The 22319-nt window shown below is 57.8% G+C and carries 17 protein-coding genes and 2 pseudogenes; 5 read left to right on the top strand and 14 right to left on the bottom strand.

The window, feature by feature from the left end; genetic code table 11:
* Together hflX and K3767_RS06095 are read left to right on the top strand one after the other, a co-directional pair.
* On the top strand, positions 1–1638 hold the full coding sequence (hflX, locus tag K3767_RS06100) for a GTPase HflX (RefSeq protein ID WP_221172682.1): 1638 nt from the start codon (positions 1–3) through the stop codon (positions 1636–1638).
* A 41-nt stretch (positions 1639–1679) separates the two neighbouring features.
* Positions 1680–2639 (top strand): manganese-dependent inorganic pyrophosphatase, encoded by a 960-nt coding sequence (locus tag K3767_RS06095; RefSeq protein WP_221172681.1) that lies wholly within the window; start codon positions 1680–1682, stop codon positions 2637–2639.
* A 57-nt stretch (positions 2640–2696) separates the two neighbouring features.
* On the opposite strand, the gene K3767_RS06090 is transcribed toward K3767_RS06095, so the two are convergent.
* Together K3767_RS06090 and nadC are read right to left on the bottom strand one after the other, a co-directional pair.
* Positions 2697–3479: a sulfide-dependent adenosine diphosphate thiazole synthase gene (locus K3767_RS06090; protein ID WP_221172680.1), complete on the bottom strand. Its 783-nt coding sequence runs from the start codon at positions 3477–3479 to the stop codon at positions 2697–2699.
* 125 nt (positions 3480–3604) lie between these two features.
* Positions 3605–4465, bottom strand: coding sequence for a carboxylating nicotinate-nucleotide diphosphorylase (nadC, locus tag K3767_RS06085; protein ID WP_221172679.1), 861 nt, complete (start codon positions 4463–4465; stop codon positions 3605–3607).
* Between the two features lie 116 nt (positions 4466–4581).
* Between nadC and K3767_RS06080 the strand changes: the two genes are divergently transcribed.
* A complete protein-coding gene (locus K3767_RS06080; RefSeq protein ID WP_221172678.1) occupies positions 4582–6123 on the top strand; it encodes an ATP-binding protein in 1542 nt (513 codons plus the stop codon).
* Positions 6124–6168: 45 nt separating this feature from the next.
* On the opposite strand, the gene K3767_RS06075 is transcribed toward K3767_RS06080, so the two are convergent.
* The 6 genes from K3767_RS06075 to K3767_RS06050 form a co-directional block, all read right to left on the bottom strand.
* Positions 6169–7416 (bottom strand): CFI-box-CTERM domain-containing protein, encoded by a 1248-nt coding sequence (locus K3767_RS06075; RefSeq protein WP_221172677.1) that lies wholly within the window; start codon positions 7414–7416, stop codon positions 6169–6171.
* Positions 7304–7987, bottom strand: a complete 684-nt coding sequence (locus K3767_RS06070) for a hypothetical protein (protein ID WP_221172676.1) — start codon at positions 7985–7987, stop codon at positions 7304–7306. The genes K3767_RS06075 and K3767_RS06070 overlap by 113 nt, the downstream gene beginning before the upstream one ends.
* 355 nt (positions 7988–8342) lie before the next feature.
* A complete protein-coding gene (locus K3767_RS06065; RefSeq protein ID WP_221172675.1) occupies positions 8343–8774 on the bottom strand; it encodes a hypothetical protein in 432 nt (143 codons plus the stop codon).
* A 56-nt stretch (positions 8775–8830) separates the two neighbouring features.
* A complete protein-coding gene (locus K3767_RS06060) occupies positions 8831–9901 on the bottom strand; it encodes a DUF6765 family protein (RefSeq protein WP_221172674.1) in 1071 nt (356 codons plus the stop codon).
* A 161-nt stretch (positions 9902–10062) separates the two neighbouring features.
* A complete protein-coding gene (locus tag K3767_RS06055; RefSeq protein WP_221172673.1) occupies positions 10063–10383 on the bottom strand; it encodes a DUF5615 family PIN-like protein in 321 nt (106 codons plus the stop codon).
* Positions 10380–10610 carry a DUF433 domain-containing protein gene (locus K3767_RS06050; RefSeq protein ID WP_221172672.1) on the bottom strand — a complete coding sequence of 77 codons (231 nt, stop codon included), beginning with the start codon at positions 10608–10610 and terminating at the stop codon, positions 10380–10382. Before K3767_RS06050 ends, K3767_RS06055 begins: the two co-directional genes overlap by 4 nt.
* A gap of 151 nt (positions 10611–10761) precedes the next feature.
* Here K3767_RS06050 and K3767_RS06045 point away from each other — a divergent pair, with 151 nt between their 5' ends.
* Together K3767_RS06045 and K3767_RS06040 are read left to right on the top strand one after the other, a co-directional pair.
* Positions 10762–12060, top strand: a complete 1299-nt coding sequence (locus tag K3767_RS06045; RefSeq protein ID WP_221172671.1) for a response regulator transcription factor — start codon at positions 10762–10764, stop codon at positions 12058–12060.
* A 32-nt stretch (positions 12061–12092) separates the two neighbouring features.
* Positions 12093–13100 (top strand): annotated as a pseudogene (locus K3767_RS06040) (AAA family ATPase); the annotation flags it as partial.
* Between the two features lie 50 nt (positions 13101–13150).
* Here K3767_RS06040 and K3767_RS12260 read toward each other — a convergent pair.
* From K3767_RS12260 to gap, 6 genes and pseudogenes are all read right to left on the bottom strand, one after another.
* Positions 13151–13735: pseudogene (locus K3767_RS12260) on the bottom strand (GspE/PulE family protein); the annotation flags it as partial.
* A gap of 349 nt (positions 13736–14084) precedes the next feature.
* Positions 14085–15257, bottom strand: coding sequence for a phosphoglycerate kinase (gene pgk, locus K3767_RS06035; protein ID WP_221172669.1), 1173 nt, complete (start codon positions 15255–15257; stop codon positions 14085–14087).
* A gap of 10 nt (positions 15258–15267) precedes the next feature.
* Positions 15268–15852, bottom strand: a complete 585-nt coding sequence (locus K3767_RS06030) for a hypothetical protein (RefSeq protein ID WP_221172668.1) — start codon at positions 15850–15852, stop codon at positions 15268–15270.
* A gap of 24 nt (positions 15853–15876) precedes the next feature.
* Positions 15877–17115: a type I glyceraldehyde-3-phosphate dehydrogenase gene (locus K3767_RS06025; RefSeq protein WP_221172667.1), complete on the bottom strand. Its 1239-nt coding sequence runs from the start codon at positions 17113–17115 to the stop codon at positions 15877–15879.
* Positions 17116–17157: 42 nt separating this feature from the next.
* Positions 17158–21315, bottom strand: a complete 4158-nt coding sequence (locus K3767_RS06020; RefSeq protein ID WP_221172666.1) for a PEP/pyruvate-binding domain-containing protein — start codon at positions 21313–21315, stop codon at positions 17158–17160.
* Positions 21315–22319 (bottom strand): type I glyceraldehyde-3-phosphate dehydrogenase, encoded by a 1005-nt coding sequence (gene gap / locus K3767_RS06015; protein WP_221172665.1) that lies wholly within the window; start codon positions 22317–22319, stop codon positions 21315–21317. Before gap ends, K3767_RS06020 begins: the two co-directional genes overlap by 1 nt.

Genomic DNA, 22319 nt, shown 5'->3' with positions numbered 1-22319 from the left:
ATGTCCCGTACGGTTTACGGAGAGACCCGGGGGTTAGCTCCCAGCGAAAGGAGGGCCCTAGAGCGACTTTACCGCCGTCGCGTGCCCCCGGACTATCTCATCACCCACGAGCTCTCCAGGGAACTGGCCCATCTATCGCGCACCCTGAACCGGCAGGTGGGGATTCTCGTCAACCGGCGCGGGGAGATTGAATATGTGATTCTGGGAAGTTATCATCAGATCGTCATTCCGGAGATCGCGCGGGCCAGGAAGGGCCCGGGTCGTCTCCTGGGGCTCCGGTGTATCCACACGCACCTCTCCCACGAGGGGCTGGACCGGGACGACCTCCTGGATCTGGCCTTTCTGCGGCTGGACACCATGACCGCCCTTGAGGTCAGGGACGACGGACTCCCGGGTCGTCTCCACACCGCCTACCTCCTCCCCCGGAGGGACGAGAACGGCTATTACGGCTACCTGGACCCTCTCTATCCCTGGGAGCTTCGGGGGGATTATCGCGAGCTGGTGGAATCGCTCGAGGAGGAGCTCGAACGCTCACGCCCCCTTAAGGAGGTGAGCGACCGGGAGGATCGGGCCCTTCTGGTGGCGGTTCATCCGGGGCCCCGGGTTCTGATGGAGGAACGCATGGCCGAGCTGCGGGAACTCGCCCGTACGGCGGGGGTGGCGGTGGTGGGCGAGGTGCTGCAGAGGCGCCCGGCACCGGATCCCCGTTATGTGGTGGGCAAGGGAAAACTTTCGGAGATCATCATCCAGGCCATGCAGACCTCGGCCAATCTCCTCATCTTCGACGGAGAGCTCAGTCCCTCGCAGGTACGGGCCCTCACCGAAATTACCGACCTGCGGGTCATCGACCGTACCCAGCTCATTCTGGACATCTTCGCTCAGCGGGCCCGCAGCCGGGAGGGCAAAATTCAGGTGGAAATGGCCCAGTTGCGGTACATGCTTCCCCGTCTTCGCGCCAAAGACGACGCCTTTTCCCGGCTTACCGGAGGGATAGGGGGCCGCGGTCCCGGAGAGACCAAACTGGAGGTGGATCGTCGTCGCATTCGGGAACGCATCGCCAGGCTGGAAAAGGAGCTGCGCGAGATCTCCCGTCAGCGCAGCCTCCGGCGCAAGCGCCGCAGGCGCCAGGGACTTCCCGTGGTGGCCATCATCGGTTACACCAACGCCGGAAAGACCACCCTCCTCAACACCCTCTCCCGGGAGGACTTTCTGGCGGAGGACAGGCTTTTTGCCACCCTGGATCCGGCCACCCGCCGGGTCCGTCTTCCCGACGGAAGGGTGACCCTTTTTACCGATACCGTGGGTTTCATCCGGGATCTCCCCGGGGAATTAAAAAAGGCCTTTCAGGCCACCCTGGAGGAACTTTACGAGGCCGATCTCCTTCTCCACCTGGTGGATGTGAGTCATCCCCACTTTGAGGAGCACATCGAAGCCGTGGAGGAATTGCTCGAGGAAATGGAGCTCACTTTTACGGATCGTCTTCTGGTGTTCAACAAGATCGACCTGGTGCCGCCGGAGGAGGTCCGGGCCCTTCAAAATCGTTACCAAGCGGAAGCAATTTCGGCTATAAATCCCGAAACCCTTCCTCCCCTCCTCTCACGGATTGCGACTTTCCTTGACAAAAAGCAGGCGACATGATACCCAAAAATCGGCCAAATTATATCTGAAGGAGGGGAGAGATGAGCAAGATCTATGTGGCCGGTCATAAGAGCCCGGATACGGATTCCATCTGTTCGGCTATAGGGTATGCCTATCTGCGGAATCAGCTGGTCAAGAGCGGCAGCCCCTACTGCGCCACTCACAAGGAAGAGGCCGTGGCGGTGCGGCAGGGAGATCTCAATCCCGAAACCGAGTTCGTGCTCAAGCACTTCGGGGTGGAGGTGCCCGAGCTCATGACCGATGGGGCGGGCAAGAAGGTGGTGCTGGTGGACCACAGCGAACGGGGTCAGACCCTGGACAACATTGACCAGGCCGAAATCATCGCCATCATCGACCATCACAAGATCGGAGACATCACCACCCCGAACCCCATCACCTTCATCAACATGCCCACCGGTTGCACGGCTTCCATCCTGAAGTCCCTCTTCGACTTTTTCAAGGTGGAGATTCCCAGGGAGATCGCCGGGATTCTGCTTGCGGCCATCCTTTCGGACACCGTGGCCTTCAAGTCCGTAACCACCACCGACTTTGACAAGAAGGCCGCCGAAGAGCTGGCCAAGATCGCCGGGGTGGACGACATCATGGCTTTCGCCATGGAGATGTTCAAGGCCAAGAGCGATGTCTCCGGCAAGTCCCCGCGGGATCTCCTTTACCGCGACTTCAAGGACTACACCATGGCCGGAAACAAGGTGGGTGCCGGTCAGATCGAGGTGGTGAGCCTGGATCTTCTGGCCGAGGTCAAGGACGCCATCTACGAGGAGATGCAGAAGGTCAAGGCCGAGGGAGGTTATCACACCATCGTGCTCATGCTCACCGACATCATGAAGGAGGGTACCGAACTCCTGGTGGTTACCGACGATCCTGGGGTGATCGAAAAGGCCTTCGGAAAGAAGCTCGAGGGCAAGAGCGTGTGGCTTGACGGGGTGATGAGCCGTAAGAAGCAGGTGGTGCCGCCGCTGGAGAAGGCCTTCGGCGCTTAAAATACGGAAACTTCGAAAGGATGAAGGGCGGGCGCGGGCCCGCCCTTTTTGATTCGTTTAGTTTCCGCGTAACCTCGCGGCGATCTCCCGGGCCACCTTCTCCCCGGAAAGGAGCATGCCGCCGAAGATGGGGCCCATCCGGAAGGAACCGAAGGTGGCATTGGCAGCCATTCCGGCCACGAAAAGACCCGGATAGACCTCCCGGGTGTTCTCAAGGGTGGTGGTTTCGGCCACCTCGGCCCAGAGCGAGCGCTCTCCCTCGATCTTTCCGCTGGGGGTCATGAGCTTGACCCCCATCTTGCGCTGAAGCACATGAAGAACCGAGAGTTCGTGCCCCGTGGACTCGATCACATACTTGGAGCGCACGGCCAGGGGATCCACATGGAGCCCGCCCATCTCCACCGCGGTCCAGTTTATCACCAGCCCGGCCACCCTATCCTCCCGAACCATGACATCCTCCACGCTGATGAGGTTGAAGATCAGAGCTCCGGCCTTGCGGGCCGCGTATCCCAGGGCGCAAACCGCTTCCACGGAATCCGCGGTGTAGTAGTTCTCCCGCCAGTGGGTCACCGTGACTCCGACCTCCTGAAGAATCCGGGCACCCTCCTCCTGGATCACCACCTCGTTGAACATCATCCCTCCGCCCCACATTCCGCCGCCGATGGAAAGCTTCCTCTCGAAGATCGCCACTTTAAAACCCTCTCGCGCCAGCTTGTAGGCGGCGGTAAGCCCCGCCGGCCCTGCCCCCACGATGGCCACATCCAGATCCAGGGCGGACTTCAACTTCTCGGTAAATCTCTCCACGATGGCCTGCGTGATTTTCACCTCGTCAAGCGCCATCTCTGCCTCCTCTCCCGTATTTTTCCGTTTCACTATAAACATATTTCACGAGTCTCACAATAAGAAGTGAAAATTTTCAAATTCTTATCAAAAATTTTTGTCACCCGATTGCGAGAACCGCGGACCTACTTCGAAAAGGTTTCGATCAGCCTGAGGTGGATGTCCACGGCCGGGGCGGAATGGGTGAGTCGGCCCACGGAGATGATGTCCACCCCGGTTTCGGCGAATTCCCGGACATTGTCCAGGGAAATCCCCCCGGAGGCCTCGAGGAGGACCTCCGGTTTCACGGATCGGGCCAGTTTGACCGCCTCGCGGAGTTCCTGCGGAGAGAAGTTATCCAGCAGGATCACCTCCGCACCGGCGGAAAGGGCCTCCCGCAGTTCCTCTAGGGTGCGCACCTCCACCTCCACCCGAAACACATGGGGCGCGGCCCTGCGGACCGTCTCCACCGCCGCCCGTACCCCTCCGCAGGCGTCAATGTGGTTGTCCTTGATGAGAATCCCCTCGGAAAGGCCGAATCTGTGGTTGTGCCCCCCTCCCACCCGCACGGCGTACTTTTCCAGATAACGCAACCCCGGGGTGGTCTTTCGGGTGTCCACGATGCGCACCGGGAGTCCGGCTACGGCTTCCACGAAACGACGGGTCAGGGTGGCGATGCCGGAAAGGTGCTGAAGAAAGTTTAGGGCCACCCTTTCTCCCTTCAGGATGGAGCGCACCGACCCGGAAACCTCGAGAAGCACTCCTCCTGCCGGAACCTCCTCCCCCTCCCCCGCCCTTCTTTTGAGCGCAAGCTCCGGATCCACCGTACGAAAGACCTCCTCCGCCACCGGAAGACCGCAGACCACCAGCTTCTCTTTGGCCCGGATTACGGCCCTTCCGTAAAGTTCTTCCGGGATAAGGGCTTCGGTAGTGAGGTCCCCGAAGGAAAGATCCTCCTCAAGAGCTCTCCGGACGGCCTCTCCGATCCTGAAGGTATCAAGAGGCATACTTTATAATTCTACCTCAACGCACCATCGTCAATCTCGTGCCCGGTTTCCGTTAACCGGAAACCGGGCGGCCTTGCTGGATAAATCCCGAAAAGGGGCGTAAAATATCTCTCGTAATGAAAAAACTCCCCATAGGCATCCAGAGCTTTACGGTCATCCGCTCCGAAAACTACTACTATGTGGACAAGACCCCTTTCGTTAAAAAACTCGTGGACGAGGGAAAGTTCTACTTCCTGGCCCGGCCGAGGCGTTTCGGGAAATCGCTCTTTCTCGACACCCTCCGCCAGGCCTTCCTGGGACGCCGGGACCTTTTCGAGGGGCTCTACCTCGAACACAACTGGGACTGGTCCGTCCGTTACCCCGTCGTCCACATCTCCTTCGGGGCCGGGGTCATAAAGTCCACAGAGGAATTGCTCGAAACCATAGATTCCATTCTTCGCCGACACGCCCGGGAGGAAAACCTGTCCCTTTCCGAAAAACTCTACAACAAACGCTTCGAGGAGCTCATCGTCGAACTATATCGAAAGTACGATCGTCCGGTGGTGGTCCTCATAGACGAATACGACAAACCCATCCTCGATAACCTCGAAAACCGGGAGCTCGCCGTCGAAATCCGTGAACACCTCAAAAACCTCTACTCCGTCCTCAAGGAGGCCGACCCCTACCTCAAACTGGTCTTCATCACCGGGGTCTCCAAGTTCTCCAAGGTCTCCCTGTTTTCCGGTCTCAACAACCTGGAGGACCTCACCCTTCATCCCGACTACGCCACCATCTGCGGCTACACGGAGGAGGAATTGCAGACCGTCTTCGCCGACCGTCTCAAGGACTTCGACCTTGACGAAATCCGCCGCTGGTACAACGGCTACAACTTCCTGGGGGAGCCCGTTTACAACCCCTTCGACATCCTGCTCTGCCTCAAGTCCGGCCTCTTTCGCCCCTACTGGTTCGAGACCGGCACCCCCTCCTTCCTCATAAAGCTCCTCTACGAAAAACGCTTCTTCCTCCCCGATCTCGAACACCTCGAGGCCGGAGAGTCCCTCATCGCCTCCTTCGATGTGGACTACATCGAACCCGAACCCCTCCTCTTCCAGACCGGTTACCTCACCATCAACGAAGTCCGCCGCAGAGGACCCCGCACCACTTACCTCCTCTCCTACCCCAACCTGGAGGTCCGCATCAGCTTCAACGATCACCTCCTCAACTGGTACACCAGAGTCCCGGCGGAAAAGGAGCGCAACCTGGATCGGGTCTATCTGGCCCTGGAGAAAAACGACCTCGAAGGCCTTAAGCGGGCCTTCCGCTCCTTTTTCGCTTCCATCCCGCACGACTGGTACCGCAAATCCGAAGTCCAGAACTACGAGGGCTACTACGCCTCCATCTTTTACGCCTACTTCTGCGCCCTGGGCCTTGAGGTGCGGGTGGAGGAGGCCTCAAGCCACGGACGGCTGGACATGGCCGTGGTCTTTGACGACCGGGCCTACCTCTTCGAGTTCAAGGTGGTGGAGCTTGAGCCGGAGGGCCGGGCCCTTGAAACCCTTAAAGCCCGTAACTATCACGAAAAATACCTCGGGCGCTTCTGTGAGGTCTATATCGTGGGCGTGGAGTTCAGCCGCACCGACCGCAACATCGTCGGTTTCCAGTGGGAACGGATTAAGTGAAGGCGGAAGGGGCCCGGCCCCGGAGCGACCGGGCCCCCGGGAAATTTACCGCCGGTAAATCAAAAGACCCGCAAGAGCCACCCCGAGCAGAAGCAGGAAGGCCAGAGCGGCCCAGGGGTGCTCCACCCCCAGGACGAGCGGCGTGAGCGCCACGCGCGTGGCCAGTCGCAGGCTCTCGTGCGCCGCGATCACCGCGGCCACCGGCGGTGAATACCGGTAGTAGAGGGCCACGAACCAGCGGCCGAGGGGATTGGTCAAAAGATACCGGTCGCGGAACTTCCTCAGCGCCACCACATGCGGCTCGAGATACGAACCGTAGGCCGCGGTGGCGATGAAACATCCGCCGCCTCCTCCACCGCCTCCTCCGGCGGCCACCGCTCCCGCCGCCGCAGCCGGCTCAAGGAACACGATCGGGTCTTCGATCACGCCCTCCGTGGCGTTAGCGTCAAACGGGCCGTTGTCCTCGATCACGAGCTCAAGAAGCGTGCGGTCCGCGGTGAGGTTGCCGCTCAGGTTGTAGAAGGTGCCGTTCGCGTACTTGTAGGGCACGATGTCCTCCGGCAGCGGCGGATCGAATCGCCACCGGAGCACCACCGGCTCGGTACTGGTAACGGACACCCGCACCTGGAGCATCCTGGGATAATCGTCCGATATCCTCATGTTCGGAAGCTTGGCAGTCAGGTCGTTCTCCACCTCCGAAGCCACATCTTCGGCGGTGGCGTTCTCCACCGTTCCGCCCTCGGCCTCCACTCCGCAGTCACCCTCCTCATCCTCGTCGATATTCAGCTCGTGCTCGGCCCTGACCTGAACCGTACAGGTCTTGTCCGCATCTACCGTGATGGTGCACTGGGTATTATTTTCACAATTCTCACAATCACCGCCCCAGCCCAGGAAGGTGGAGTCCTCCGGCTGCACTTCAATTGTGATCTCTGCTCCCTCCTCAAAGGTGGCGGTACAGGCCGAGTGCTCGAGCTCGCAGGTCATGTTCCCGGAAATCTCGGCGAATCCCGTACCGTGCTTCTCGATCCGCACCGTATGGGTCACCACCGCCCCGGTCCCGGAAAGGGCCACCAAAACCGTGCCCTCGTCCGGGTCGTTGGAGGTGATCTCCAAGGTAGCATTTTTGGAGCCGGCACTTTCAGGGGAAAAGGCCACGGTTATCGTACAGTTTCCGCCCGGGTTAAGAGTGGTGCCGTTGCAGTGGTCCACCGAGATGGAAAACTCCGAGGCGTCCGTTCCGGTGATGGAAACCTCGGTGATGTTGAGGTCCGCCCCGCCCGCATTCCGCACCACGAAGTCCTTCTCCGCGCTGTTGCCCCACCCGCACTGTGCCGAAGTCGTAAGAGCCGGGCGAGACGGAGATGTCGGGACGAAGGGCCACGAAGGTGGCGTTGCAGGTCCTGTCCGCATCCATGGTGATGGTACATTCGGTATTCTTTCCGCATCCGGCGCAGTCCCCGCCCCAGCCGGCTAAAAGGTAGCCATTTGCAGGGACAGCAGTAAGCACAACATTATCTTCTTCTGGGAAAGGTATTTCACAATTCTTATTTACACATTTGGGCATTTGTGATGATAAATTATTGCTATATGTCAAAACTGACCCATTTCCAGATATAGATATACTCACCAGGGGAGAATATAATATACCAGCTATAAATGTTCCGTTTAAGTAAGCATCAATGTTAACTTGGATTATACCTACTACTTTTGCACCATTATAATGTTCCGTTAAATAATAATCATCAACAAATTGTGAATTTCTAATCTCATTGTACGGCCAATTCTTAGTCTCATTTTCTGAAATAAAATTGAAATTAACACCATCATAGGCCGCATTAAGATAATCTAAGAAATCTTGTTCCATTTGATTTTTTATCTCGGAAGAGTAAGAATCTAAAGAAATCGTTTTGACTGTAGCATTAGAGTAATCAATTATATAACCATTCTCCTCAAGCCAGGAAAAGAAACCAAATAATGAAGGAGAAGTACCATTATTTAATAATCATTAGCTAAATCTGCGATATCTTCTGTGCTTAATTCTAAACATTCTTCTTCGACACATCTACTTACTTTAGGAAAAAATTGAATTCCATAAGAACCATAAATCTTAAAAAAACAATAACTTAAATACATAATTTTGTGCATCACTTTTATTTACTATTATTGGCGAATCACTCTTTACAATAGTAGTTTAAAAAATATATAAGAAAAAAATCTCCTCATCCTTCCCCTCCTTTCCGTATTTTCAGGCCACCCCGGCCTCCGAAGTAGAAGCCGGTAAGGGTGGCCAGGATTCCCTCAAGGAGGCCCACCGCGTTCTGCAAAATGTGACGGGAAAGTTCGTCCGAACGCTGAAGAAGGCGGAAAAGGACCCAGCCGAAAATCAGAATTAGCCCTATGGCCATGATGGAACGCCGATACCCGGAAACCCCGGTGTGCTCGTCCCTTCCCTTCTGTTCACCGAGACGCAAACGCTCAAGAGCGTAAGTGTGGTCAAGCACCATGAGGATCGAAAGAACCACTCCAATAAAAACGAGAATCAAATAATCCCCGATTCCTGAGGGAATCCCCTTTACCAAAAAGAAAACCACCAGAGCCGTGCACAGTCCAAGGATTAGAAGGGCAAGGGAGCAGAATGAAAGCCCGGACATCTTCACCCTACTAACCTCCCCGCTTTCCTGCTCCCTTTTCCGGGAAAAATTTTCTCTCATCCACACACCACCCCCACCCCGGGCAGGATTTCGTTCAGCACTACAAATCGGTGATAGGCCGCGGCCGCGTGAAACAGGCGCCAGTGGCTGCGGTTGAAGTTTCGCCGCCAGCGGTAGCGGAGGCCCGTCTCCTCGTCAAACTCCACCTCCACCGCCTGCCGGAACCAGGCTCCCCGGCGGTAAACCGGCTCCTCCCCCGGCTCCGGATCGAAAAATCGCCCTTCCCGAAGAGCCTTCCGCCACCGGCGGCACCTCTCCTCGAGATCCCCGGAAGCCTCAAAAAGCTCCCCGAAAAGGCTTTCTATCTCCTCGAGGGGACGCCCCACCCATCGTCTCCACCCCGGATATTTCTCAAGCCAGACCGAAAGCACCCGGTAACACTCCCGGGCCGCGGAAAGGCACCGTTCCACATTGTCTATTTCGTGCCGGTCCCCCCGGAAGTCCCGGTAAGACCAGCGCCGATAGGGTTCGTCCGGAATGGTAAGCGCCTCGGCATGCCCGGTCTTAGGCGCAAGGTCGTGAAATTCCTCCTTCAAAAACTCCCAGAATCCCCTGCCCTCCCCCTCCACCTCCAGGTCGTCCACCTCGTTTTCCGGCCGGGTCAAACCGATGAACCCCTGGTGCGACCAGGTGTCGGCCAGCACATGAAGGGCTATTCCGAGAAGATGAAGCCCGTAAGACCTTCCCCCGGCCTCAAGTATCCTCCCCAGGACCCGGTCCATGGGAGAACCGTCCCCGAGCCTTGCGGGCCTAACCTCAAGCCGCCGGTAAAAAGGATCTTCACTCTTTCCGGAGCTCTCGTCTCCTCCTGGCATGAAGTGAAAGGGAATCCACACCCGGTAGCCGGCCTCGCGGGTGGGGGACTCAAAGGCCCCTCGCAAACTGTGGTAGTTGTGCGCGGTCACCACCGGTTGAAAGAAACCCCCGTTCTCGAACCGCAGGGAATCCCCCTCCACGGCGTCGTCCGTGAATTGCGAGGCGTAAGCCACCACCCCGGCCTCCCCCGGGCCGAACCCCACACTGCGGGCCAGGATGTAAAGGACATAAAAGTGAAAATCCTTCTGCATTGAAATTCCTTTAGCAAAAAATTCGGAAGTGTATCAAGTCGGCCGGATGTCGTCCCGGGGCCGGATTTGTCATCCTTCGGGTTGACGACCCTGTAGTCCTTTTGTAGTCTTTGTGTAGACCGGGGCAAATTTCAAGGAAAAGCGAAAACGAGTCCCCGAGTTTAGAGAGGTAAAATCCGGACCCTCGAACGCGTCTCTTCGAGAACCATCAGGGCTCCTTTTCTTAAATGATCTTCAAATTTTTGTAGAAGATCCAGAATTTTGGGAGCTAATACTTCAGGTTTTACATTTAAAGTTCTGATCTGAACGACACTGGGAGCTTTTGCATGGGTGGCGGCAAGAATGGCTCCAAAATCCAGGTCGTGAGTAACAACTACATATTCTCTTTCCCTAGCCCACGAAAAAATTTCACGATCGGTGGCAGTAAGAGATCCCACTTCACTCCAGTGGATAGCCTCGATTCCATATTCTCGGAGCTTCATGCGGCTTTGTCCAGGGGAACTTCGATTTCTTCGCTTCTCCAGGCCGCATAGGCTAAGGCCTGCTTTATGTCTTCCCTTTCTAAATAAGGATAAAGGTCAAGAATTTCGTCCTCGGTAAGACCGGAGGCAATAAGTCCCACTATGGTCCCTACCGTAATCCTCAGGCCTCGAATGCAGGGTTTGCCCCCCATTACCTCGGGATCCAAAGTTATCCGATCAAATCGCATGTATCCCTCCCCTCACGATTTATGTGAAGATCTTATAAGATACTGCCCTCATTTGCAATCTTTTAAGACCTATCAGAATTAGATTTCATTAGATTTCGGTTGACGATCTTGTAGTCCTTTTGTAGTCTTTGTGTAGACCGAGGCGGGAAAGGTGAGGGAAAGGTTCGCCTTAAGTCGCGGGGCGGGGGCCATAGCGGCGCTTGCGGCCTATGACCTGTGGCTGCTGGCCTTCCCCCTTCAGGGATACTTCCTCCTTAAGGCCGGGGGAAAGGGAAACTTCGCCTGGTTCGTGGTTCCCCACACCGCGGGGCTTTTCCTGACCGGGGTGTTCGGCCATCGGATGGGTTTTCCCGTGCTTTCGCGGTGGGCCGGTCTTCTGGTCTCCCTTCTTACCGCGATCTATCCCTTTGCGCCCGCAGGGGCCGAAGACGCGCTGATGATCCCGGTGGGAGCGGCCTCGGCCCTTCTCATAGTGAGGATCGCCTGCCTCCTTTCCGACTCCCGGGACCCTCCCCTGGCCTCGGCCCTGGGCCTGGCCCTGGGAAATGTGCTCCTCGGAATGACCCTGCTTTTCGATCCCCCGAAGGAAATTCTCTTCCCCCTTCTGGGCTTTCTGCTCCTCATCCAGATGGTAGCTCCCTTTCCCGAACAACGACCCGAACCCCTCGCGGACCTCAAACGCTATCTCCCCTTCATCTTCGCCTTCTACCTCCTGATCGGCACCTTCTATGTGTGCCTCATGCCGGCCTATCTGGAGTATCGCTACCTCAGCGGGGTGGAGCTAGTCTTTTACATCGGGGCGGTGCTGGCCTCGGCCACCCTCTTCCGCCGCAAGCCGGACTACTCCCTGGCCGTGGGCGTGGGGATGGGGGTCTTCGCCGTGGCCTTCCTGCACGAGTTCAACCGGCTGACCAGCAATCTCGCCATGTATGCGGTTCAGGCCGCGGCCGGTTTCATGGATGTCTTCTGTTTCGGGCTTTTCATAAGGGGACGGGATGTGGTGCGCAGGTTCGGCCTGGGGGCCGGGGCCATGCTCCTCGGGCCCACGGTGGGTCTCCCGGTGCTTTACTCCGAAAGGTGGCCCATGCTTATGTGCGTGGGGGGAAACCTGGTGCTGGGGCTGGGGCTGATTCTCTTCTACCTGGTGCAGACGACGGTTCGAAGGCGCGAGGTCGTTTCGCCGCGGGAAAAAACCGCCCCGGCTTCCCCGGTGGACGAAACCCGCCTGGCCGAGGCCTGTCGGGCTCTCGGCACCCCGCGGGAGCTATTCTCCTACCGCGAATGGGAGACCCTGAAACTGGCCCTGGCCGGAAAACCCATTCGGGAAATAGCCTCCGCCCTGGGGCTCTCCGAGTCCTCGGTAAAGACCTACCTCCAGAGGGTGTATCGCAAACTGGGAGTCTCCTCCAAGAGCGAGCTCATCCGGAAACTGGGCAGCCTTGCTGGATAAATCCCGAAAAAGGGCGTAAAATATCCCCCGGAATGAAAAAACTCCCCATAGGCATCCAGAGCTTTACGGTCATCCGCTCTGAAAACTACTACTATGTGGACAAGACCCCCTTCGTTAAAAAAGTCGTGGACGAGGGAAAGTTCTACTTTCTCGCCCGGCCGAGGCGTTTCGGGAAATCGCTCTTTCTCGACACCCTCCGCCAGGCCTTCCTGGGACGCCGGGACCTTTTCGAGGGGCTCTACCTCGAACATAACTGGGACTGGTCCGTCCGTTACCCCGTCGTCCACATCTCCTTCGGGGCCGGGGTCATAAAGTCCACGGAGGAATTGCTCGAAACCATAGATTCCATTCTTCGCCGACATGCCCGGGAGGAAAACCTGTCCCTTTCCGAAAAACTCTACAACAAACGCTTCGAGGAGCTCATCGTCGAACTATATCGAAAGTACGATCTCCCGGTAGTGGTCCTCATAGACGAATACGACAAACCCATTCTCGACAACCTCGAAAACCGGGAGCTCGCCGTCGAAATCCGTGAACACCTCAAAAACCTTTATTCCGTCCTCAAGGAGGCCGACCCCTACCTCAAGCTGGTCTTCATCACCGGGGTCTCCAAGTTCTCCAAGGTCTCCCTGTTTTCCGGTCTCAACAACCTGGAGGACCTCACCCTTCATCCCGACTACGCCACCATCTGCGGCTATACGGAGGAGGAATTGCAGACCGTCTTCGCCGACCGTCTCAAGGACTTCGACCTTGACGAAATCCGCCGCTGGTACAACGGCTATAACTTCCTGGGGGAGCCCGTTTACAACCCCTTCGACATCCTGCTGTGTCTCAAGTCCGGCCTCTTTCGCCCCTACTGGTTCGAGACCGGCACCCCCTCCTTCCTCATAAAGTTGCTTGTGGAAAACCGCTACTTCATCCCCGACCTGGAACACCTACAGGCCGGAGACGAAATCCTCGAAAGCTTTGATGTGGACTCCATCGCTCCGGAAACACTACTCTTCCAGACCGGATACCTCACTCTCGAGTCCGTGGAAAGAGCTGTCGGAATGACCATGGTCTCCGCGTCCCGGATCTCCCCCACCAGGATCACATCCGGATCCTGGCGCAGGATGGAACGCAGCCCCGCGGCAAAGGTGAGCCCCACCTTGGGATTGACCTGAACCTGGCCGATTCCGGCTACCTGATATTCCACCGGATCCTCTATGGTGATGATGTTCCTGTGGGGATAAAGCTCACGCACGAGAAGGAGCATGGCGTAAAGGGTGGTGGACTTCCCCGCACCGGTGGGCCCGGTGGCCAGCACCATCCCGTAGGGCTTGCGGGCGAGGGCCTCCACCCTCCGGTAATCCGCCTCGGAGAGCCCCAGCTCCCCCAGGGTAAGGAGGCGGTTGGTCTGCTCGAGAAGACGCAGCACCACCCGCTCGCCAAAAATGGTGGGCAGCACCGAAACCCGAATGTCGAGCTCCCGCTCCCCGATCCTGATGCGCATGCGACCGTCCTGTGGAACCAGCTTTTCGGCCACATTCAGGCTGGCCATGACCTTGATGCGGGCCACCACCTGGGGATAAAGGGACATGGGGAAGCGCCGGTATTCGTGAAGAACCCCGTCCAGACGCATGCGCACCAGGGCCTCCCGTTCCCCGGGATCGAAGTGTATGTCCGAGGCCCCCACCCGGGAGGCCCGGATGAGAACGCGGTTTATGAGATTTACCACCGGGGCCTCGGAATAGTGGTGGAGGAGGTCCGGAGCCGTTCCGCCCTCCTGTTCCTCCCCGGACGAAAGGCTCACCTCCGCCTCCTCGGAGAGAAGGCGTCCGAGCCTTTCCGCAAATTCCTCCGGCGTCAGACGCCGGAGCCGCAGGGGACGCTGCAGGAGAAAGCGCACCTCCTCCAGGGCCTCGTCCGGGGTCTCCTCCGTGAAGTAGACGCAGGGATCGCCGTTTTCCCAGTCTATGATGAGGCGCCTCTTCTGGAAGTAAGCGCCGTCGAGACGCAGTCTTTCCGCCACCCCGAGCTCCGGTTCAGTCTTTGAGGGCGGCCACCCCAGGAAGCTCCTTGCCCTCGAGGAACTCCAGGAAGGCTCCGCCGCCGGTGGAAAGGTAGGAGAAGGCGTGCGCCACCCCGGCGCGCCTTATGGCCGCAAGCGTATCTCCGCCTCCGGCCAGCGTAAGCCCGTTTTCCGCGGCCATGGCCCGGGCCACCGCCACCGTGCCGTAAGCGAAGGCCGATTTTTCAAAAAGCCCCAGGGGGCCGTTCCAGATTATAGTCCCGGCCCCGGAAAGGGCCTCGGCAAAGAGCGCCACCGTCTCCTCCCCGATGTCGTAAGCGGCTCTGTCCGCCGGCACGGAATCCACCGGAACCTCCTCCCCCTCCTCCGCCTCCTCGCTTTCGGCCACCACCAGATCCACGGGAAGGTAGACCTTGACCCCTCTCTCCCGGGCGGAAAGAAGTATCTCCCGGGCCGTTTCCAGCTCGGATTCCTCTACCAGGGAGCGTCCCAGGGAAAGGCCCTCGGCCGCAAGGAAGGTGTTGGCCATGGCCCCGCCGATAAGCAGCTTGTCCACCCGGGGAAGAAGGTTCCGGAGAACTTCGATTTTTCCGGAAATCTTGGCCCCACCCACCACGGCCACGAAGGGCCGCTCCGGCGCCTCAAGGGCCCGGGAAAGGTACTCCACCTCGCGCTTGAGCTGAAACCCCGCGGCCTTTCCCCCTACCCTCTCCGGCACCCCCACCACCGAGGCGTGCGCCCGGTGGCTCACCGAGAAGGCGTCGTTTACATAAAGATCGGCCAGACGGGCCAGGGCCTCGGCAAAGGATGGGTCGTTTTTTGTCTCGCCCTCGTGGAAGCGGAGGTTTTCGAGGAGAAGAACCTCCCCCTCCCCGAGCTCCTTTACGGCCCGCTCGGCCACCTCGCCCACGCAGTCCTCGGCGAACCGCACCGGGCGGCCCAGAAGCTCGGAGAGACGGTCGGCCACGGGGCGCAGGGATAGCTCCGCCACCCGCTTTCCCTTGGGCCGGCCCAGGTGCGAACAGAGAATGACCCTGGCCCCGCGCTCAAGAAGGTGTCTCACCGTGGATAGACTCGCCCGGATGCGCGTGTCGTCCGCCACCCGCCCCCCGGAAAGAGGGACATTGTAGTCCACCCGCACCAGAACCCTCTTCCCGGTCACCTCCAGCTCGTTAACACTTCGCATACCCCACCTCCTAGAGTAAACCGTAATTCCTTAAAATGGCGGCCAGTTCCCCATCCGTGCGGGCCCTCTCCCGAAGCACATTGAGAACCTTTTCCACCTCCGCCCGGAAACTTCTTTCCGCCTCCCGGGCCGCCAGTCTGGCCGCCGTGCGTCGATCCCAGATGATTAAACCCACTACCGCCGCCACCAGCACGAATATCCCCGCCACCATCCAGCCCATGTACTTCGTCAGATCGTCTAACCGACTACTTAAAAGATCGAACTTGGCGTTCGTCTCCGCACGAAGGTCCTCGAACTTACCGTTCATCTCGCCACGCAGATCGTCGAACTTGCCGTTCATCTCGGCACGCAGGTCCTGAAACCTCCCGTTCATCTCCGCACGAAAATCCTCCAGCCTTTTTTCCAGGGATTCGTATCGGGCTTCCAGAATATCCTGGCGCTTCTCCAGATTGGCCAGTCTTCGATCCATCTCCAGCAATTTCGCGTAAATCTGACGATTGGAGACGGAGTCGGGAGAAGCGGCCCGGAGCGGACAAAGTCCTCCCGCTAACAGCAGCACCCCTACTACTAAGAGAAACCGAAAAATCCCGACCATCTCTATCCTCCCCGTCCAACCCTCCTAGAGCATCTTCTCCGCAATGTGGACGGTGAGGTCCCCCAGCATGTGCACATAGGAACCGAACTCGTTGTCGTACCAGCCGTAGATCACCGCCTGGGTGATGGGGACCTCCACCTGGGCGCAGGAAAGTCCCTTCACCTCCTCAGGGGTTATGCCCTTGCAGGCCTTGGTAAGGTCCACCCGGGCCAACGCCGTGCGGGTGTGCGTCTCGGCCCCCTCAATGATGGCCGCCGCCACCGGATAGCCGATGATGTCCGTGGAGACATTCTGCTCCATGGTGAAGAGGAGATAGGGCTTGTAGGGACCCTCCGCAGCCCGGCGATAGATGTCGTTTATGACCTCCCGGGTGATGCGATTCTCCAGGCTCTCGTCCTGAAGGTTCACCACCAGCACGATCAGACTTCCGGTGGTGGTGGGAATGCGCACGCTTTCGGCCATGAAACCGATCCGCCTCATCTCGGGAATTACCAGGGCCAAGGCCTCGGCCGCTCCGGTGGTGGTGAGGATGATGTTGTTGAATATGCTCCGGGTCTTGCGGAGGTCCTTGGCTCCGGCCTTGGGGGGTTTGTCCAGCACCGACTGGGAATTGGTCACCGCGTGCACCGTGACCATGGAGGCCGAAAGGATCCGGTCGGCCCCGAAGTGATCGAGAAGCGGCTTCACCATGTAGGAAAGACAGGTGGTGGTGCAGGAGGCCGCGGAAATGACCCGGTGCTTCTCCGGACGATAGTCCTCGGTGTTGATGCCGTAAACCACGGTGACGGAATCCTCGGGAAACCCCTTTTCCTTGTCCTTGAGTTTAAAGGGCGCGGAGAGAATGACCTTCTCCGCCCCGGCGGCGAGATGCCCCCGCAGGGCTCCCTTGGGATGGTCCGGCTCGGCCTGAGGATCCCGGAATACCCCGGTGGTGTCCACCACCAGGCGGACCCCCTCCTCCTTCCACCGGATGTCCTTGGGATTGCGGTGCTCGCGGAGGATCTTCACCGGGACCCCGTTAATGGTCATGGTACCTTCCTTTTCGTTGAGGTTTTCGATGACCCGTCCGCCCCGGTAGCCGTTAAGGTAGGTGGAGAGCCTTCCGTAGGTGCTGTCCTTCTCTATGTAAGCGGCGAGATCCTCCAGCGAACGACCCACCTCGCGCCCGGTGTTCACCACGATCTCGGAAAAGTACTTCCGGGCCACATGATGCCAGAGAGTCAACTTCCCAATCCTTCCCAAACCGTTGATTCCCAGTTTCATCCTTCCCTCCTTTCCCCGTCCGGTTTAAAGTTTCCGCCCCGGTTAGGGCGGAGTTAAGCCCACCACTTCCCTTACGGAATGTTTACCCAGATATACATTTCCCCTCAACCCGTCTATACTGATCCACTCTCCGAGGCGCACCACCCGGCCGTTGAAACGCACGAGCTTCTCCTTTTCCTCGATGGCTAGGTTCTCGCAGCCCACCACGCAGGTCTTACCCAGGCGGGAGGCTACGATGGCCGCGTGCGAGGTCTGCCCTCCCCGGGCGGTAAGGAGCCCGTCGGCCTGGCTGATCTCCTTGATGTCGTCGGGCACGGTGTCGTAGCGCACCAGGATGAGCGGAGCCTCGGGATCCTCCCGGCGAAAACGCTGGATGTCCTCCAGATCAAACACCAGCCGCCCGGAAAGGGCCCCTCCGGAGACCCCGATCCCCTTGCCCAGGAAGTAACGCTCCAGTTCCTCCATGCGTTCGAAAACGCGCACCCGCGGTCTTTCCTCCTGAGTGACCATGTCCCGCACCTGAAGGATGTAGAGATCCTCACGCCTGGGTCCTTCAAAGGTGAATTCCATCTCCTGGTGAGACCACTTCTTCTCGTAAACCAGATATTGAGCGATCTCAAAAAGGGCCCGGTAGATCTCGGGAAAGGCCTCCTCGAGGGAGGGACCCTCGCGATTTTCGCGCTTTCGCTGCTCCACGGAGATGGGATAGGTGTTCACCAGACCCGAAACGATGTCCTCCCCCTGGTTCCCCGGGGTGTAATCCCCCCACAGGGCCAGGCGCGAGAGTTTTCCGTAGGGTGGAGCGGTAAACACTACACCCGTTCCGGAGTGAAGCCCCAGATTGCCGAAGGTCATGGCCTGCACGATCACCGCCGTCCCCCAGGCCTCGGAGATCCCCATGATCTCCCGGTAAACCCGGGCCTTCCTGGCCTGCCAGGAGGAGAAGATGAGTTCTATGGAGCGGGCCAGCTGTTCCCAGGGATCGTCCGGGATGGAGAGGCCGTAATTTTCCACCATTTTGCGGTAAAGCAGGGCCAGCTCCCGCATCTCCTCTCCAGAAAATTCCCGTTTTTTCTTGACCCCGTGAAGCCGCTTGTGAGCCCTCATGAGCTGATTGAAGAGCTCCCGCTCCAGTCCGTGGGCCATGGCCCAGCTCTGAATAAAACGCCGGTAGGTGTCCCAGGCAAACCAGAGATTACCGGTCCGCTCGGCAAGCCCTTCAATAATTTCGGGATTGGATCCCAGGTTGAGTATGGTGGACATCATGCCGGGCATGGAAATGGCCGCCCCGCTGCGCACGGAGAGAAGAAGGGGATTTTCCGCCGACCCGAAGCGCCTCCCGGTGCGCCTTTCCAGCTCCCGTACCCTTTCCTCGATGCGTTCGAGGAGATCCCCGTAAGCCTCCCGATACCGGGACACCACGGGATAACAGCGAAACACCTCGGTGGTGATCACGAAACCCGGAGGCACCGGAAGTTTTTCCTCGGTGAGAAGGAGCAGGTTGTAGGCCTTATTGCCCAGGTGTATGAGATCCCGGGCCAGGGGATTGGGATCGTTCAGGTCGCAGAGGGCCCGATCGGGGTCGTAGCTCATGAGGAGATCCAGGTCCCGGGGGTCCAGCCGCTCCCTCTGCTTGAGAAGGGTCTGGTACAGGCGGGAAACGAAATTGTCCAGCGGCTGGAGCACGAAGGAGGAGGCCACCAGATCCCGGGTGAAGGTCTCGGTAACACGGTGAATGAATTCCCCCTCGGAGAGCCCGGAGGTTCCCCGACGGTAACGGGGAAGAAGACGTCGACGCCCCATCTGCCGGAGAATGATTCCCAGGTTCTCCACATGGGGACTTATGTAGTAGGCCTTGATGATGTGCCGAACCCCCTCGAGAAGTCCCCGGAATATGTCCAGGTACTGGGTATAGGTAAAACGCCGCTTTTCCAGGGAGTTTTCCAGGAGGTGGAGGTAGATGTCGAACTTCTTGGAACTGATGCCCTCGATGGAAAGCCCCTTCCGAAAGAGTTTCAGGAGTTTTAGGATGCGGAAAAAGGTGGCCCGGGTGATGAAGGGGGGATCGAAAGACTCCACCAGTTCCTCGAACCAGTTCCGAGCCAGGGCCTCCAGACGAAAGCTCAACCCCAGGGCGTCAAACTTCTTCTCGTGATAGCGACCGTACATGGAAGGGATGTCTGCGGCGATGTGCCGCTTGAGGTATATGTCTTCCCGGGGAGTAAATTTTTTCGGAGAGAGGATTATTTCATCTTTAAGATATTCCAGATAATCAAGGAGGGCCGAAAGGCGCTTCTCGAGCTTTTTCTCCTTGAGCTTCTCCAGCAGTTCCTCCATTCCCTCAAAGCCCCAGTAGTGAACTTCCTCCAGATAGGCCCGGAGATCCTCGGGAGCAAGGCTATATTTCTGGTGTTCGAGGAGATACATCTCGTAAAGGAGATACACCCTTCGTCTTTCCGGTTCCTGCACCGGGGCTTTCTCAAGAACTCTCCGAATCTCTTCAGGAGGATGGCGGAGGAGTTCCTCCGGATGCTTGATCCCCAGCTCTTGAAAGAGATAGTAAACAGCCCGATGGGCCTCTTCTACCAGCGGTCCTTTGGAAGACAGACTCTCCCAGAGTTCCACGGGCAAAAAAGCACGGAGAGGCTTTTTGTCCAGAGTGAACCAGAAACGAAATATGGCGGCAATGAAATCCAGAATCAGGTTGGAACTTTCCACATGGCTCTGTTTTCTTAAAAAATGGATGAGGGGATCCCTGCGGTTGTATATTTCGTCAAGCTCCGTGGAAACATCCCGCAGGCGCCCCTCGGCCCCTATCTCGTGATAGTAAACCGGAAGAAGACGGCAGAACTGTTTAACCAGGTTGTAAACCGGGGCTATGTCGGCATTGAGCAACCGGGTAACATCCTTTTGAAAGAGGTCCGTGTCCCTGATGCAGGTTCCGGCCAGTTTCAGGTTGATGATGAGCGCGGAAAGCAGGGTTACGCACCACTTGGGATTGCGCTCAAAGATCTCCAGCCACACCCGGATGTTGAGAAGGTGAGCCGGATTGCACAGCACATGCCATTCCTGGTCCACGCCCCTGATCTCGGGATACTGGAATCCGAAACGGATCACCTCCTCCACGAACACCTCGGCCAGATGAGGATCCTCCCGCTCCAGGATCTCGAACCCCAGATTCTTGATGCACTGAAGAGCCGTCCAGGGGAAAAGACGAACCTTTTTCTTGAGGATCTCGAAGGTTCGCACCACAAGTTGATCCAGATTCTCCCGGCTCTCAGCTCGAATTAGAGAAACCAGAGCCCTATTTATTTCCCGCAGAACCTCCTCATGAATAAGGGAAAGAACGGGATTTTCAACTATTTTAAAGAAAAATAGGAGCTTAATATCTTCTTGTCCACTTTTATTTAAAATAGTATCCAACTTTTCCGGAATGTTTCTGAAAATCTTTATGAGATCCAGATGATCCGGAAAATCCAGGAGATCTTCCAGGGAGGGGGATTCCTTTTTTTCCAGCTCTCGAAGATAACGCCGCAGGGTTTTGTGGGATACCGGGCGCACTATCTCTCCATAATCGCGGATCTCGGGAAAGAAGCGGGCAGGATCCGGTCCCCGAAGCCAGGTTTTATAGGTGAAGATGAGGGATCGTTTCACCAGCTCGACTAGCGAATCCGGCGCCGGAAGGGGACTCTTTTCACGGTATTTCTCCGCAAGGCGTTTGTAGGAATAATAACTTTCCAGAAAAACCTGCCAGCGATCCTCAGGAAGACCGCAAAGGGCCTCGAATACTCCCTCGAGAACCGGAAGGAACCGGGGCCAGGTCTCCTCCTGTAAGACCTCAAAGGTTCTCTCCAGGACGGAAAAAAGCCCTTCGCCGGCTTGGGCCCAGAATTCTTTTTTTCTTTCCGCAAACCCCCAGAAGAAAATGTCCGTGATCACCCAGAGGGCCTGGGGCCCCTTTTCGTGGGAAAGAATGACCTGCAGATTTTTGAGGGCGAAGGAACGCAGATCGGTAAGAACCAGTCGCAGATTTCTATAGGGGTGATGAGCCTCTTTGAGGAGCTCCTCGGCCTGTTTCTCCAGCCCCCGATAGCCCGCTACCGCCTCCGCAAGAACGAGATGCCTCTCGTCCGGCCGAATCTCCCCAACCGCGGTTTCGGCCAGATTGGCCAAAAGCGCCTTTGAGGTGAAGGCGATCATCAGCTCTCTTTGGAATGCATGTATCGAATTAGATCCAGTACCCGGTTGGAATAACCCCACTCGTTGTCGTACCAGGCCAGCACTTTAACCAGGGTGCCCTCGATGACCTTGGTGCAAAGGCCGTCCACGATGGCCGAGTGGGGATCGCCGAGAAGATCCTGAGAAACCAGGGGTTCCTCGATGTAGCGGAGATAACGGTTTTGAGAGTCCCGAAAGGCCTGATTGACCTCCGGTACCGTGGTCTCCTTCTCCACCTCCACGGTGAGATCAATGAGGGACACATCCGGAGTGGGCACGCGCACGGCCATACCGTCTATTTTCCCCTGAAGCTCCGGGATCACCCGCCCCACCGCCACCGCAGCCCCGGTCTTGGTGGGGATCATGTTCAGGGCTGCGGCCCGGGCCCGGCGCAGGTCCTTGTGGGGAAGGTCCAGCAGACGCTGGTCGTTGGTGTAGGCGTGAACGGTGGTCATGAAGCCCCGCTTGACCCCGAAACGATCCAGAAGCACCTTGAGCACCGGTGCCAGACAATTGGTGGTGCAGGAGGCGTTGGACACCACCCGGTGTTTCGCCGGGTCGTATTCGTATTCGTTTACCCCCATAACCACCGTCACATCCTCGTTCTTGGCCGGAGCGGTTATGACCACCCGACGGGCTCCGGCCTCGAGGTGCCCCCGGGCCAGGTTGGCGTCGGTAAAACGCCCGGTGGCCTCAATCACATAATCCACTCCCACCTCCCGCCATGGTATGGCCGAGGGTTCCCGTTCCTGAAAGACCCTTATCTCGCGTTCCCCTACATGGATAGCATTCTCGTTTACTTTGATCTCGTGCGGGAAAATCCCGAATACTGAATCATACTTGAGAAGATGTGCCAGGGTGGTGGCATCGGTAAGGTCATTGATGGCTACGATGTCTATCTCATTAAATTCCGGATATTTGTAAACCGCCCGCAGAATGGCCCTGCCGATCCGTCCGAAACCATTGATACCGACCCTTATTCCCAT

It is taken from the genome of Thermosulfurimonas sp. F29 (assembly GCF_019688735.1).
Taxonomy (GTDB): domain Bacteria; phylum Desulfobacterota; class Thermodesulfobacteria; order Thermodesulfobacteriales; family Thermodesulfobacteriaceae; genus Thermosulfurimonas_A.
The sequence above is the reverse complement of the archived record's forward strand: the minus strand, read 5'-3'. Positions and strand labels throughout refer to the sequence as shown.